This is a genomic window from Pseudomonadota bacterium, assembly GCA_026388315.1.
Lineage (GTDB): Bacteria > Desulfobacterota > Syntrophorhabdia > Syntrophorhabdales > Syntrophorhabdaceae > MWEV01.
Genome location: JAPLKA010000085.1, coordinates 1 through 14,767 on the forward strand (window position 1 = coordinate 1; position 14,767 = coordinate 14,767).

The window sequence follows — 14,767 nt, forward strand, 5'->3', positions numbered from 1 at the left end:
AAAAGTGTGTTGAGTTATTTGGATAATGATGGTATTGTACTGCAAATACCCACTTCTATTAAGGAAAAAAAGATTGGGGTGGTAAGCCAGACCACACAGGATAAAGAAACCTTTATCAACGTCGTTCGGGGTCGAATAGAAGGGGTCGAAGAGCTAAGAGTTTACAATACAATATGTCAAAGCACCGAAGTACGGCAGGATGAGGCGGCCATGCTGGCCTCAGGGGTAGATATAATGCTGATCGTTGGTGGAAAAAACAGCTCGAATACGACGAAGCTTTACAATGTGGTAAAAAAAGTGCAACCGATTACATACCACATTGAGACTGAAAAAGATATGATGCCTGAATGGTTTTTGGGCGCGAACAAGGTTGGCATAACAGGGGGAGCCTCTACCCCGGATCATATTTTAGATATAGTGGAGAGGCGGGTAAAAAATCTTTAGGGGGCTCACATGTTAGATACCGGCGAAACGGGAGTACAAAAAGAAAAAACTCAAGAGGAGATGAGGGCGCTCTATGAGACTTCCATGAAGAGCCTGCAAGACGGTAATATCTTAAAGGGAAAAATCCTCAACATCAATGGTGACACCGTTATTGTGGATGTTGGGTTAAAGTCTGAAGGTAAGATCTCCATAAATGAATTTATCAGCAAATTAGGTGAGTCAAAGGTCCAGGTAGGCGATGAAGTTGAGGTAATGATTGTTGGAAGGGAAAGAGAGTTTGGGCTGCTTCTCCTCTCAAAGCAAAGGGTCGATTTTATCAGAACATGGCAAAAGATAAACAAATCCTTTGAAGAAGGAACTCACGTTGACGGAGATATTGTTTCGGAAGTAAAGGGTGGCTTTTCGGTAGATATAGGCGTTAACGCCTTCCTCCCCATATCTCAGGTAGATATTAAACCCGTAAAAAATGCCTCTTCCTTCGTCGGCAGACATCTAAGGTTCAAGGTTATCAAGGTGAACCAGCGAAAAGGGAACGTCATCGTTTCAAGAAGAATGTTTATGGAGGAAGAAAGAGATAAAAAGAAAAGCGAGTTCTGGAAAAATACCAAAAAGGATCAGGTCCTTTACGGTTTTGTACGAAATATAACCGACTATGGTGTCTTCATAGATCTTGGCGGGGTTGATGGTTTTCTCTATCTCAACGAAATCACATGGGGCAGGATCACACATCCAAAAGAATATTTAAGGGTCGGCGATGAGGTAAAGGTCAAAGTATTGGAGGCAGACGCAGAAAAAGAGAAAGTGTCTGTTAGCATAAAACAACTCAAACCAGACCCATGGCTTAAGGTAGAGGAAAAGTATCCGATAGAGGAAAAGGTAAAAGGCAAGATTGTAGGGATTGTTGACTATGGGGTTTTCGTGGAACTCGAGCAGGGCGTGGAAGGGCTCCTTCACATCAGTGAGATGAGTTGGGACAGAAGGATTAAAAATCCGGGCAAAATTGTAAAAAAGGGTGAATGGATCGAGCTCGTTGTTCTCGGAATAGATAAGGAGAAAAAACGAATTTCTCTGGGCCTGAAGCAACTATTGCCCGACCCATGGGATGAGCTTGCCCAAGAGTATCCTGTTGGATCGATAATTGAGGGAAGAGTAAAAAACATTACTGATTTCGGTATGTTCATCGGAATCGGAAACGGAATAGATGGTCTGGTTCACATGTCGGAAGTCTCATGGTCAAGGAGAAAAAAGGCTGTTTCCGATACCTATAAAAAAGGAGCAACGTTAGAAGCCCTTGTTATTAATATAGACAAAGGACAGAAAAAGTTTTCCCTGAGCATCAAACAATTAATCGAAGACCCGTGGATTGGTCTCACAAGCCGCTATCACGTAGGGGATATTGCTGACGGTTACATAACAAGTTTAACCGATTTCGGCATTTTTGTTGAGATAGAAAACGGCATAGAAGGTCTTATCCACATATCAGAGGTAGACGAAGCAAAGGGGAGACACCCTTCCGAGTTTTTTAAAATTGATGATAAGGTAAGGGCCATGGTTCTCAACATAGACGAGAGAAATAAGAGGATTGGCTTGAGCATCAAGGCAATAAAGAAAATTGAAGATGACAGAACAATAGAAACATATACCAGGGAAGAAGGTTCCCTCTCAACGCTCGGGGATTTTTTTGAACAGGCAACAAAAAAGGACAACGCAGAAACCACCGAAAAGCCTGGAGAGTAAAGTGCCTATCAAGAAAGAACTACTCGATATACTCTGCTGCCCTAAATGTAAGGGTGATATTAGTCTCAACGAATCGCAGGACGGTCTTATATGTGATGCCTGTAAATTGGTGTACCCCATCAAGGACGACATACCGATAATGCTTATCGATGAAGCCATCAGCATTGCTTCCAAATAGATACAGGTGCTTACAGACCTCCTCCTTATTCTCGCACTAAAGCTTTTCCAACAATTCGTTCGTATCTTGCCGGAAAGGGGCCAGCAGGGGGTTGGCGTTTTTTTTGGAAGGATTGCCTTTTACGTCCTGAAAAAAAGGCGAACCATCGCTATCACCAACATAAAAAGGGTTTTCAGCAATTCAGATGTTTCCTGGCAGAAGCACACCGCAAAAAAATGTTTCGAAAATATGGGGACCAACTTTATTGAACTTCTCCTTGTCCCATATCTTTCAAGGGCAGAATACAGTCTGCGTTTCAGCATAGACGACAGGCAGTTCGCAGATGAAGCGTTAAGGACGCACAGGGGGCTCATAGCCCTTGTATTCCATTATGCCAACTGGGAAATTATGGGTATTACATCACGCTTTTTCGAAAACGATGTTATCGCACTTGCACGCCCGCTAAAAAAACACGTAAAGTTGAACAACTTTCTCAACAGCCTGAGAATATCAACGGGTCTTAAAATTCTCCCCAATATCAATACCAGCAGGGACATCATGCGCTGCCTTAAAGAAGACAATATAATAGCAATACTTGCTGACCAGAGGGAAAAAAGATCAAGGGGAGTTTTTGTTGAGCTTTTTGGCGAAAAGGTCCCCACCTCAAGAGGGATTGCCATGATAGGCATGAAAACGGGCGCGCCTGTTACCCCTTTTTATTTGGTACGCAAAGGATTCCTAAGGTACACACTGGTTTGTGGTAAGCCAATAGATATGGAAAGAAAGGGGAATATCGAAGAATTGATCCACAAAAATACAAGGAAAATAAATGCATTCCTCGAAACTATCATACTCAAGCATCCTGAAGAATGGTTCTGGGTACATAGGCGTTGGGGGAGAAACACGTAAAGGCAGTCAAAAGAAGTCGATAGTGAATAGTGAATAGTCGAAAACCAAGAATCAAAAATCGAAAAAACAGAAAATATCAACTGCAAACTGCAAACTCTAAGTGCGTCCGGCGTCAAACTATTTGTCTTTGCTTCTATACAGGAACGAGTCTAAAAACCAGCCTGTTTTGTCAAAAAACCTCATAGTTTTCAGACGTTTCTTCATAAGCGGCAGCACGTCATATCCGGAAAGTCTCTTATAGCTTTTCAAAAAAAGTATCTTTTCTTTAACGCTCACATTACCATATCCGCTCTTTGCCATCTTTTCTACATACCTGTTGAGTCTCCAGAACATGCGCACCATATCTTTTTTTGTTATTGGCCCAATGCGGGCCTTATCGAAATCGAGGAATTTCATGTCATTATTGTGTGTAATCAATACGTTGTTAAGGTGCAGGTCGGGATGATAGGCCCCAACCCTTTCGAGGTCATACATATGGCCGGCAAGTGTCTTGATGATCTTTGACCTTGTCCCGGGCTCAGCTTTTGAAAAAAAATCCAACAGGCTTATCGCATCTTCTTCAAATACCGTAAGGAGATACGGGATTTTCATTGCGCCACATGTTTCAATTATTGCACAGTAGGGCTCAACAACAGGGAATCCCACTTTTTTTAAATAATAAATAATCTCCAGCTCCTTTATGGCCCTTTTCCCGGAAAAAAAATAATCCTTTGTGAACCCCCTTAATAAACCGCCGTGTATATATTTTCTGCACGCTATTCTTTTGCCGCCTACTGTTAGTACTTTTATGGAGTCTCTCCCTTTACCTTCCAGCACATCTGCCTTCAAAAAGGCATCTATCAGGACAGAGGGCTCAACTGCCCCATCCTGCAAGTAAAGATGAAACTTTCCATATGTATCCTTTTTCAAGCCGTGTCCTCCCTTGACTCCCTACTTCTTGTAATCACGCGATTTTATGCAGAGCTCCTCTATCTGCAGGATGATGTCCTGCCGTTCTTTTTCGCTCGTTTCACGGATAATCTTTCCCGGTGTTCCCATAACTAAGGAGTTTGGCGGAATGTAAGCCCCGGCGGTTACCACACTGCCCGCCCCGATAATAGAGCCCCTTGAAACAACGGCCCCATCGAGCACTATAGCGCCTATCCCTACCAGAACATGTGAATAAATATGGGCGCCGTGAACAACAACCCTATGGCTTATGAGGGCTTCGTCTTCGATCAACACAGGGTATTTTTCGGGCGCTTCAAGGAGCGCCAGGTCTAAAACAGCCGCCCTTCTGCCTACCCGGATCTGGGCGCTGTCTGCCCTTAATACTGCCATGGGCCAGATGCTTGCGCCTTCTTCAATAACCACATCCCCGATTATGCGTGCAGAAAAGTCTACATAGGCATCCCGGTGAATCTGCGGTTTCCTGTCTTTATAGGGCGTTATAAAACTTCTCATATTCATGTATTTTCTTTATATCTCCCTGAAACTTTACCATAATTGTGCCCGTCTGTGCTATAATTACCACGGTTCATTTGTATTATCAAAGTCGTCTATTATACTAACTATGCGATTTATTGCAGACCTCCATATCCATTCAAAATATTCAAGGGCCACCAGCAAGGATATGACCCCTGAGGCGCTATGGAAATGGGCCCAGCTAAAAGGCATAACAGTTGTGGGCACAGGCGATTTTACCCATCCTGCATGGTTTCAGGAGTTGAGGGAAAAGGTTGAGCCGACAGACAACGGGTTGTTCAGACTGAAAAAGGAATATGAGACAAACGATGTCCCCGATTCGTGTAAGTCAGATGTCTTTTTTATGCTTTCCTCCGAGATCAGCTCCATCTACAGCAAAAACGGAAGAACACGGAAGATACATTCCATAGTTCTTGTCCCCGACTTTGCCGATGTTGTAAAAATCCAAACAGCGCTTTCAAAAATAGGAAACATAAGGTCCGACGGGAGACCCATACTCGGCCTCGACGCTAAAATGCTTCTGAAGATTGTTATGGATATGTGCCCTCATGCCATGGTCATACCTGCCCATGCATGGACCCCCCACTTTTCCGTATTCGGTGCCGTATCAGGATTCGATTCTCTTGAGGAATGCTATGAGGAACTCACCCCGCATGTTTCAGCCATTGAAACGGGGCTTTCCTCAGACCCGCCCATGAACTGGAGGCTTTCGGCACTTGATCGTATAACATTAATTTCGAACTCTGATGCCCATTCGCCGTCCAAAATAGGGAGAGAGGCAAATATCTTCGATACAGAGTTATCCTATGCGGCCATAACAGACGCTGTTAAGACAAGAGAGGGTTTTCTCGGCACCATAGAGTTTTTTCCCGAAGAAGGGAAATACCACTATGACGGGCACAGAACATGCGGCGTCAATTTCTCCCCAAGGGACACAGTAAAGCACAACTACCTCTGCCCTGTGTGCGGAAGAAAGGTTACCGTAGGCGTTATGCACAGGGTTGACAAGCTTGCGGACAGGGAAGACGGCTTTAAACTGGAAGACGCACCGCATTTTTACTCCACGGTCCCCTTACCTGAAATCCTCGGGGAGACCCTTGATGTGGGTGCAAGCAGTAAAGCAGTAGACAAAGAATACCGGAAACTCCTCCACAGCCTCGGCAATGAATTCAAAATCCTCATGGACGTTCCCCTTGACAACATTGAAAGTGCAGGTACGCCTCTTATCAGAGAGGCTATATCGCGCGTGCGTTCCGGTAATGTCCATATTACGCCGGGCTTTGACGGTGAGTATGGTAAAGTTAAAATCTTTGAAGAGGCTGAGCGGACGAAAATTAAGCTTGTTAAAACTTTACAAAATAGTTATCCTTAAAACATAAAAGGCGCTTTGAATGAAACGAATACTTTTAATTGATTTTGAAAATGTACAGAAACTTGATTTTGAACTTATCGATCTCACAGATACTGAGATTGTAATCTTTGTCGGTAAATCCCAGAACAGGATCCCCTTCCCCGTTGTTGAAAAGACTCAAACCCTCGGTGAACGGGTTAAATGGCTTAAAATAGCCGGTGACGGTAAAAACAATCTTGATTTTCACATCGCTTTTGAATTGGGTTGCTTATGTGAAAGGCTTAAAAAAGACATCGAATTGATCATACTTTCCATGGACAGCGGATACGACTCGCTAATGAGGTACATAAACGATTCGGGCATACCCATAAAAAGAATTTCAAACCTTGCCGAACTGGCCGACAGCAAAAAACAGCTCCCCACCTCAAGGTTTACCGGCCTCGTGGTTTCAAATCTAAAGAAAATCGATAATCAGAAACGTCCAAGAACCGGGGGGACGTTAAAGAAACATGTTGAGTCATTATTAAGAGACAGGGCAAGCGCAAACGAAATTGATCTGATAATCGAAGAGATGTTCATTGCCGGACTGCTGACACAAACGAGCAATCGGCTGAAATATGACCTTGATCCTCCCAAGGAATAAAAGACAAGCACAAAGGTTTTGTCAAAACCCTTCTAAATATTCAGTGTAGCCAAGCTCCTCACGCACCCGCTTTAGAAATACGCTTTAAGTCTTTGAAAAGCGATAACATAGAATTATCATGATCGCAATATACTTTTTTGTAAAAATAATCTTTATACAAGAGAGGAACATATGACATGTTTTTACAAAATCATCTCAGTAATTTGGTTTTGTTACAGTTGTTATCTTTTTCTGTATGTTTTTTGTTCATGAATATTGGTTTTAGATTGTATATAATGTACTGTAAGGAAATTTACACAATATGGATAATAAAAAAAAGATATCCAAACCCTCCAAAAGCAATTCAAAAACGATAACCAATTTACAAAACACCGCATTTTTTGATTTAATAAACTCTTCGACTGACATCATTTTTCTCAAGGATACAAGTCTGCGCTATGCGCTGGTAAACAAACCCTATTCAATGCTTATCAATCGAGAACCGAATGATATCGTTGGTAAAACAGATTATGGTCTATGGCCACGAGATGTTGCAGATAAATTCAGTGAAATTGACAGGAAACTAAATACCTTTGATGAAAAAATCGTAGATCACATAATAATAAACGGAGTTGTTTATGAAATCTCTTCGCCCCCTGTTATGATTACCTCTAAAACAGAAAGGCATTGGAGGGTTTATTAAAGATGTGAGCAATCTTCACGCCTTCAGAGAACAACTGGAAAATGCCGAAAAGCAGTATATAGAATTCATAAATTTTCTCCCTTTTATTGTGGTAGAAATTGATTTTGAAGGTAAAGTAAAATTTGCAAACGAATATGCCTTTGATTTTTTTGGATATACCGAAGAAGACGTAAAATATGGCGTTAATGTTTTCCAACTATTGATTCCAGAACATCACGCCATGGCCCTTGAAAACATTGCCAAAGCAGCTAAAGGCGAAACAAAAATCCCTTACGAGTATACAGCCCGAAAAAGGGACGGCACTATGTGCCATTTGGTCCTGCACCATTATCCTGTTTTGAGGGAAAATAAGCTTCAGGGCTTATTACTCGCCGCAATGGATATTACTAAACGAAAAGAGCATGAAGAAACACTTCGGATGAATGAGGAGAAATACCGCAGCATTTTCGAAAACGCAGTAGAAGGCATCTTCCAGACTACACCGGATGGACGATATCTAAGTGTAAATCCTGCTCTTGCAAAAATGTACGGCTACGAATCTCCCGAAGAGATGATGATGTTTGTTGCCAATATCGAGGAACGAATCTGCGCAGATCCTCAAGATTGTACGAAATTCAAGGAATCGTTGAATGAAAACGGCTTCATATTAGGGTTTGAAACACAACTAAAGAAGAAGGATGCAAGTCAAATCTGGGTATCGTTGAATGCTTGGACGGTAAGAAACATGGATGACTCGGCACGCTACTATGAGGGCACCGTCGAAGATATCACCCAAAGAAAAAATTCCGAAGACAAACTTATCGAAAGCGAACGGAAATTCCGCGCCATTTTTGACCAGACGTTTCAGTTTATTGGTCTTATGGCGCTTGATGGAACATTACTTAATGCGAACAAGGCCGCATTGAATTTAATTGGTGTTGCCGAATCAGATGTGCTATTCAAACCTTTTTGGGATACACCGTGGTGGACCCACTCACCCGGTCTTCGGGAAGAACTCCGAAGTGCAGTGAAAGAGGCGGCAAACGGAAAGCTTGTTCAATTTGAGGCCACTCATATGGCGGTGGACGGCACTTTCCATTATATCGATTTTTCTTTAAAACCCGCAAGCGACGAGAATGGGGATATTGTTTTCCTTATACCCGAGGGGAGAGACATTACCAAACGAAAAGAGGCTGAAAAAAAACTTCGCGAATCTGAGGCAGGTTTTCGCGCTCTCCTTGAAGCCATGCAGGATCTCGTGTTCCTGATCGATAAAGAAGGAAGATATATCAGTATTGCATCCATAAACTCTGATCTTCTATGTAAGCCGGCGGAGGATTTGATTGGGAAAACTTTTCACGATATATACCCTATTAAAACAGCCGATTTTTTCTTAAAAAGCATACGCCGTTCTATCAAAACAAAAAAAACAATCAATATTGAGTATCAAGAAAAAATAGATGGGACGGATCATTGGTTTATGACGGCAATTTCACCGATGACACAATCATCGGTCATATGGGTAGGCCGCGATATCACTGAATACAAAAATCTTGAAGAAGAATTACGTACAAAAACGACCAGTCTCGAAGAAGCAAACGCAGCGCTGAAAGCCCTGGTCAGACACATAGAAGAAACTAAGCGAGAGATCGAAGAGAATATTCTCATCAACGTTAATACGCTTGTTCAACCATATATTGAAAAGATGCAGCGCCTCGGCTTAAATCTAATGCAAAAGACATTTATTGATATAATACAAACTAATTTACACAACATAATCTCGCCATTTTTAAAGAATATAGGTCGTTTTGGTTTAACCCCGTCAGAGATGAGCATCGCACGATTGATCAGAGATGGCAGAGCAACAAAAGAGATCGCGGAATTATTGCACGTATCTCCGCGTGCAGTTGAAGTCCATAGATACAACATCAGAAAAAAATTGAATATAAATAAAAATAAAATCAACCTGCGCTCGTTTTTGCTTTCAAAAGACTACTAATATATCATAATGTAGTATATAGATAATTAAATTATATACATTTTCTTCTGTTTCTGTATTATATAAAAGATCCTCAAAGGTAGAATAAATTGGGACTTTTCTATAAATGAACACAAATGATACTAAAGTGGTTTTCTACTGTAGTTATTATTGCGTGCAAAATTATTTTGGATGTAATTGAATTTACAATGAGTTACTCATAATGAGACACAACGACAAGACAAAAGATCAACCCATCAATGAATTGGAAGAAATTAGCCAGAGAGCTGATGAATTAGAGAAATCAGAAATCGGGTGTGCCCAGGCAGCATTGAGAAAGAGCGAGGAGTATTATCGCTTGCTCGTTAATCTAACCCCCGATATCATTTACCGACTTAACGAAGATGGTAAAATCGAATACATATCTCCCGCGGTTAGACGCCTCGGTTATGAACCCGAGGAACTTATTGGAACACTTTTCGAAAAAATAGTTCACCCGAGTGACAGGGGGAAAACTTTTAATAAGTTTGTTGAACGGCGTGTGGATGACAAGAGAATTCAAAACATGGAGATACGCCTCCTCACAAAAGGGAATAAGGCCCAGGACTGGGCATTTACTCAAAAGATTGTTAAACTTTCTTCGCGGGGACAATGGAATGTCCCCGATGCAGAAATGGAATGTCCTGACAAGAGTTTCCTCTATACGCAAGGTATTGCGCGCGATATCACAGAACAAAAACAGGCAGAAGAGGCATTGAAATTTTCTGAAATTAAATATCGGAGGCTATTTGAGACAGCTACGGACGGGGTATTAATTCTTGATGCAGACACGGGAACAATAAACGACATTAATCCATCCCTCCTGAGTATGTTGAATTATACAAAAGAAAACATCATAAGAAAAAAACTCTGTGAGATAGATGCTTTCAAGGACTTTGATAAAAAAAACAAAAGATTTGCCGAATTAAAGAAAATTGGACATGTTTCTTGCGACGATCTACACCTCACAACAAAAGATGGAGTACCAATTTCAGCGGAATTTGTATGCAATACATATCTGGTTGACAAAGAGAGGGTGGCTCAATGCAATATCCGTAACATCACGGAACGCAAACGGGCCGAGAAGGAACGAGAGAAGCTTATTCTCGAACTCAAAGATGCCCTTACGCAAATCAAAACCTTAAGTGGATTACTCAATATCTGTTCTTACTGCAAGAAAATATGTAATGACAAGGGGACATGGGAACAAATGGAGATTTATATACGAGACCGCTCTGAAGCAGATTTCAGTCATGGCATCTGCCCGGAGTGTGCTAAAAAGATATATCCTCAATACTTTAAAAAATAACACACTGGTCAGTTTTTTACCCCCGCCAGATTTGCTCGAAAACCCTAATTTAATTCACAAGCGGCGATTCTCTTTCACGGCTGCGCACGGTAAATTACAAATATTGGGTTAAATAATACTAATAATATATACGTAGTTTACAGCAGATTATTTGATATGGTTTTGATGCTTACATTTGTTGTAAATTTGTATACAAAATCGTGAGTCATCGTTAAAGGACCAATACAAATTGCGTAAAAAATTCTTCACTAAAGCGGCACAGCAGCACGCCCCCCCCTGTGCATCGAGAGCAGCCCGTTCTCTTCTGTGCCGCCCCTTCATATATCTTCTTTTATCCTATATCGTGCTACCTTGCTTCCTGTTGTTTTGTCCCGATGTAATGGCTCAAAAAAGTGAAATAAAATCAATTACGGTGGTCATTGATAACGATTATCCGCCATTTTCCTTTCTTAATCCACAAGGGAAACTGCAAGGGATCCTCATAGATGAATGGATGTTATGGGAGAAAAAGACAGGGATAAGGGCAAATCTTATGGGAATGGATTGGGCTAAATGCCAGGAAATTATAAAACAGGGCAAGGCCGATGTAATCGATACTATTATGTATAATGAAGAGCGCGAGAAACTATACGATTTTTCAAAACCCTATGTCAAAATCGAGGTCCCGTTGTTTTATCACAAAAGCGTGAACGACATACAGGATATTGACTCGCTGCATGGGTTTGTCATAGGCGTAAAACGGGGAGACAATGTAATTAATGAGTTGAAAAAGAAAAATATCTCGAATCTGCTTGAGTTCAACAGATATGAGGAAGTTGTAAAAGCGGCGACAAATAAGAAACTCAGCGTTTTTACCATTGATAAACCTGCTGCCCTCTATTATCTAAATAAATTAGGCATTGAAGACAAATTCCAGCAAGCCTTTATACTTTATGTAGGTGAATTGCATAGAGCTGTAAAAAAAGGCAGACGGGATCTACTTGGAATAGTTGAAAACGGTTTTTCCCAAATTAGTGATCACGAAAAAGAGATCATTTCAAGGAAATGGATTGGTTCGTCTAATATCTATCCGTATCTGTCGAATGTACGGTACATCCTTTATGGTTTGACGCTTGTCACTCTCATCGCCCTCCACCTTGTGGTCTGGAATTACCTGCTTCAAAAGAAAGTGAGATCAAAGACCCTTGAATTACATGCACTGCTGGAAAAATATATGATAAGCGAAGAAAAATACCGGAGTATTTTTGAGAATTCCCCTGCAGGAATCTTCCAGACCACACCGGATGGACGATTTATAAATGTTAATCTCGCCCTTGCACGTATCCATGGATTCGATTCTGTTGATGAGTTCTTGAAAGCAACAGACGGAATGCTTGAGAGATTGCTTGTCGATCACATTTACATGGGGAAATTAAAAAAAGCCATAATGAAGGCGGATGCCGTCACAAGCCTTGAAACAAGGGTATACAAGAAAGGCGGAGATATGGGCTGGGTTTCGTTGAGCGTTAGACCTTTTATTGAAAATGGTACGATACTGTATTATGAGGGGATTGTTGAGGATGTTACTCAAGAAAGGCTTGTGGAGATGGAATTCCAAGCAGAAAGAGAAAGGTTCCGGATTCTTATAGAAAATGCACCGATTGCGTTCGTTATGATTCAAGAGGGCGGAAAAATTTTATATGTGAACCCAAGGTTTATCGAAATATTTGGATATACATTAGAGGATGTGCCAAACGGAAAAGAATGGTTCAAAAAAGCCTACCCCGAACATAAGAGTAGACATAAGGCAATAGCGGCATGGACAAGTGATTTGAAATATGGAAATACAGCGAAGCTTCGAACGCGGACTTTCATAGTAACGTGTAAGGACGGTACACAGAAAACCATAAGATTTGTTCCTGTGAAGTTGCAAAACGGTGACGATATCATGGTATGCGAAGATATTAGCGAACAGGAAAAACTCCAGTTACAACTTATTCAGTCGCAGAAGATGGAAGCAATGGGCAGGCTTGTGGCGGGTATAGCACACGATTTTAATAATCTGTTATCAGTTATTGCGGCAGGTTCTGATTTGCTTCTCATGAAAAACGACACCAACAGCCCCTTATATAATAATATTATCCGTATAAAAAATGCATCTGAGCGTGGCGCGCAGCTTGTAAGGCAGCTTTTGACATTCAGTAGGGGAAACTCCTTCCACACGGAAGATGTTAACGTAAATGAGATTATTGCTGTCACAAACGATATGTTGTCATTAATACTCGGTAAAAATGTATCATGTCAATTCGATTTACATCCTGATCTTCGAAGCGTGAATATCAATAAATCCCATTTTGAACAGATTTTATTAAATATTATTACAAACGCTAACGATGCTATGCCCGAAGGGGGAATGATTAAAATAAAAACGTATAACAAGCTTATCGATGGATCACATTATTTAGTCAAAACGGGCCTTGCGACTGGTGATTATATTGTTATTCAAATTTCAGACACCGGTACAGGTATGGATCAAGACACAGTGGGGCGCATATTCGAACCTTTTTATTCAACAAAGACAACGGGGACAGGACTTGGTTTGTCAACGGTATACGGGATTGTGAAGCAATGCCGCGGCAGCATCTCCGTTAAAAGTAAAATAAATTACGGAACAACTTTTGAGATTAATTTGCCAACTATAAACAACGAAAGCATCATAAATTAAATTATAATAAGACCTTTGCACGGTATTTTCCCCTGAATTAACTTGTAACTATATGATATCAGGGGTCAGTGGCAAAAAGTTCACGTTTTGAAAGCGCCCGTTCGCGGATCTACAAGAATGTCTGGTGGGTATATGGAGGTAATGGCGGAAGTACATGGGAATCGAACCCACCCAGCAGTTATTCGCCGCTGCACTGGTTTTGAAGACCAGGAGGCCCACCAGGCGCCTTGGTACTTCCGTACAAATAAATAATAGTGAATGCACGGGATAATGTCAACTATAGAAGCAACAGAGAACGTTGCGCATAGTCGAAATTACCAAGTAAGCATTATAGACTAATCAGCAGAATGCAATTTAGAGTTTAAATTCTCAATTACGAAAGGCCCGGACAGAGAAGAACGATGAACTGTCGGGCATCAACTAAGGTTTTTACGGTGCAAAATTGGAAAGCTGATACGGGGCGTCTTTCTTTTCTATCTTTTCTAACTTCTCTATGATTTCTTTTTTCTCGAAGTAGACAAAATTATCTGCAATCTCCCTGAGGGCCGTAACAACTTCACGGTTTGTTGACCTAACAAGGGGTTTTGACCCTTTCAGGAGCTGTTTTGCCCTCTTGGCAGAGAGGTGAACGAGTTCAAAACGGTTTTCTACTTTATCCATACAGTCTTCAACGGTTATTCTTGCCATACTGTCTTCCCCCTTATCTTTCCAATTGTGCGTATAAAATCGTTATAAGCTGTTTTGATGTTTTCATTAATTATAGTATAATCGAAAAATCCTTTTTTATCAATCTCTTCTTCTACGCGTTGCATTCTCATACCTATTTCTTTTTCACCCCTTAAAGAGAGCCTTTTTATCAATTCTTCCCTGGACGGGGGTTCAATAAATATGAGATACGCATAAGGGTATTGATTCTTTACATTCAAGGCCCCTTTTACATCGATATCGAGAACAATATCCAAACCCCTCTCGAGGGTTTCAAAAACTTCTTTTTTTGGAGTACCATAAAGATAGTTGTAAACATTTTCCCATTCAAGAAAACCATTTTTATGTATCATCTCTTTAAAGGTATCGATATCGACAAAATAATAGTCTTTCCCATTTGTTTCGTTTTGTCGTTTTTCCCTTGTGGTATAGGAGACAGAAAAGGTGCTGTTATGGTCTTCAGCCAAAAACCGCCTTATGAGTGTGCTTTTGCCTGCGCCTGAAGGCCCCGAAACCACAAATAAATGTCCCTTTTTCTTATCCAATTTCATTTTTTATTTTACCGCAGGCTAAAACCTGCGACTACCCACTTAGCGGATAGCGTTCAGCGGATAGTAAAAGCATATTGGGTTTTCCTCCACGCTATGCGCTTCACACTCCACGCTA

14 protein-coding genes and 1 tRNA gene are annotated in these 14,767 nt (G+C 41.1%); 10 read left to right on the forward strand and 5 right to left on the reverse strand.

Annotation, left to right across the window (positions count from 1 at the left end; translation table 11 throughout):
- From NTX75_11940 to NTX75_11955, 4 genes are all read left to right on the forward strand, one after another.
- Window positions 1-444: 4-hydroxy-3-methylbut-2-enyl diphosphate reductase (locus NTX75_11940; protein MCX5816931.1), on the forward strand; the 444-nt coding region annotated here is incomplete at its 5' end.
- Between the two features lie 9 nt (window positions 445-453).
- Window positions 454-2,181 (forward strand): 30S ribosomal protein S1, encoded by a 1,728-nt coding sequence (locus NTX75_11945; protein ID MCX5816932.1) that lies wholly within the window; start codon window positions 454-456, stop codon window positions 2,179-2,181.
- 1 nt (window position 2,182) lies between these two features.
- Window positions 2,183-2,359, forward strand: coding sequence for a Trm112 family protein (locus NTX75_11950; protein MCX5816933.1), 177 nt, complete (start codon window positions 2,183-2,185; stop codon window positions 2,357-2,359).
- A 6-nt stretch (window positions 2,360-2,365) separates the two neighbouring features.
- On the forward strand, window positions 2,366-3,247 hold the full coding sequence (locus tag NTX75_11955) for a lysophospholipid acyltransferase family protein (GenBank protein ID MCX5816934.1): 882 nt from the start codon (window positions 2,366-2,368) through the stop codon (window positions 3,245-3,247).
- 117 nt (window positions 3,248-3,364) lie between these two features.
- Here the strand turns inward: NTX75_11955 and NTX75_11960 are convergent, their stop codons facing one another.
- Window positions 3,365-4,156, reverse strand: coding sequence for a hypothetical protein (locus NTX75_11960; GenBank protein MCX5816935.1), 792 nt, complete (start codon window positions 4,154-4,156; stop codon window positions 3,365-3,367).
- Window positions 4,157-4,177: 21 nt separating this feature from the next.
- The gene (locus tag NTX75_11965; GenBank protein ID MCX5816936.1) at window positions 4,178-4,696 is read right to left on the reverse strand and encodes a gamma carbonic anhydrase family protein; all 519 of its coding nucleotides are present in this window, start codon (window positions 4,694-4,696) and stop codon (window positions 4,178-4,180) included.
- A gap of 103 nt (window positions 4,697-4,799) precedes the next feature.
- Here NTX75_11965 and NTX75_11970 point away from each other — a divergent pair, with 103 nt between their 5' ends.
- From NTX75_11970 to NTX75_11995, 6 genes are all read left to right on the forward strand, one after another.
- Window positions 4,800-6,083 carry an endonuclease Q family protein gene (locus NTX75_11970; GenBank protein MCX5816937.1) on the forward strand — a complete coding sequence of 428 codons (1,284 nt, stop codon included), beginning with the start codon at window positions 4,800-4,802 and terminating at the stop codon, window positions 6,081-6,083.
- A gap of 19 nt (window positions 6,084-6,102) precedes the next feature.
- A complete protein-coding gene (locus NTX75_11975) occupies window positions 6,103-6,705 on the forward strand; it encodes a PIN domain-containing protein (protein MCX5816938.1) in 603 nt (200 codons plus the stop codon).
- 301 nt (window positions 6,706-7,006) lie between these two features.
- Entirely contained in the window at window positions 7,007-7,387 is a 381-nt protein-coding gene (locus tag NTX75_11980; GenBank protein MCX5816939.1) for a PAS domain-containing protein, read from the forward strand.
- Between the two features lie 4 nt (window positions 7,388-7,391).
- Entirely contained in the window at window positions 7,392-9,365 is a 1,974-nt protein-coding gene (locus NTX75_11985) for a PAS domain S-box protein (GenBank protein MCX5816940.1), read from the forward strand.
- 202 nt (window positions 9,366-9,567) lie between these two features.
- Window positions 9,568-10,692 carry a PAS domain-containing protein gene (locus tag NTX75_11990; protein ID MCX5816941.1) on the forward strand — a complete coding sequence of 375 codons (1,125 nt, stop codon included), beginning with the start codon at window positions 9,568-9,570 and terminating at the stop codon, window positions 10,690-10,692.
- 379 nt (window positions 10,693-11,071) lie between these two features.
- Window positions 11,072-13,396: a transporter substrate-binding domain-containing protein gene (locus NTX75_11995; protein ID MCX5816942.1), complete on the forward strand. Its 2,325-nt coding sequence runs from the start codon at window positions 11,072-11,074 to the stop codon at window positions 13,394-13,396.
- Window positions 13,397-13,538: 142 nt separating this feature from the next.
- On the opposite strand, the gene NTX75_12000 is transcribed toward NTX75_11995, so the two are convergent.
- The 3 genes from NTX75_12000 to gmk form a co-directional block, all read right to left on the reverse strand.
- A tRNA-Sec gene (locus NTX75_12000) sits at window positions 13,539-13,634 on the reverse strand.
- A gap of 191 nt (window positions 13,635-13,825) precedes the next feature.
- Entirely contained in the window at window positions 13,826-14,083 is a 258-nt protein-coding gene (gene rpoZ, locus NTX75_12005) for a DNA-directed RNA polymerase subunit omega (GenBank protein MCX5816943.1), read from the reverse strand.
- The gene (gene gmk, locus NTX75_12010; GenBank protein ID MCX5816944.1) at window positions 14,071-14,652 is read right to left on the reverse strand and encodes a guanylate kinase; all 582 of its coding nucleotides are present in this window, start codon (window positions 14,650-14,652) and stop codon (window positions 14,071-14,073) included. Before gmk ends, rpoZ begins: the two co-directional genes overlap by 13 nt.
- Between the last annotated feature and the right edge of the window lie 115 nt (window positions 14,653-14,767).

Bases quoted from the DNA above. Each gene is read 5' to 3' on its own strand.
- gmk (MCX5816944.1), bottom strand. From the start codon at position 14,652: ATGAAATTGGATAAGAAAAAGGGACATTTATTTGTGGTTTCGGGGCCT.
- NTX75_11945 (MCX5816932.1), top strand. From the start codon at position 454: ATGTTAGATACCGGCGAAACGGGAGTACAAAAAGAAAAAACTCAAGAG.
- NTX75_11995 (MCX5816942.1), top strand. From the start codon at position 11,072: ATGGCTCAAAAAAGTGAAATAAAATCAATTACGGTGGTCATTGATAAC.
- NTX75_11990 (MCX5816941.1), top strand. From the start codon at position 9,568: ATGAGACACAACGACAAGACAAAAGATCAACCCATCAATGAATTGGAA.
- NTX75_11970 (MCX5816937.1), top strand. From the start codon at position 4,800: ATGCGATTTATTGCAGACCTCCATATCCATTCAAAATATTCAAGGGCC.
- NTX75_11980 (MCX5816939.1), top strand. From the start codon at position 7,007: ATGGATAATAAAAAAAAGATATCCAAACCCTCCAAAAGCAATTCAAAA.
- NTX75_11975 (MCX5816938.1), top strand. From the start codon at position 6,103: ATGAAACGAATACTTTTAATTGATTTTGAAAATGTACAGAAACTTGAT.
- NTX75_11965 (MCX5816936.1), bottom strand. From the start codon at position 4,696: ATGAATATGAGAAGTTTTATAACGCCCTATAAAGACAGGAAACCGCAG.
- rpoZ (MCX5816943.1), bottom strand. From the start codon at position 14,083: ATGGCAAGAATAACCGTTGAAGACTGTATGGATAAAGTAGAAAACCGT.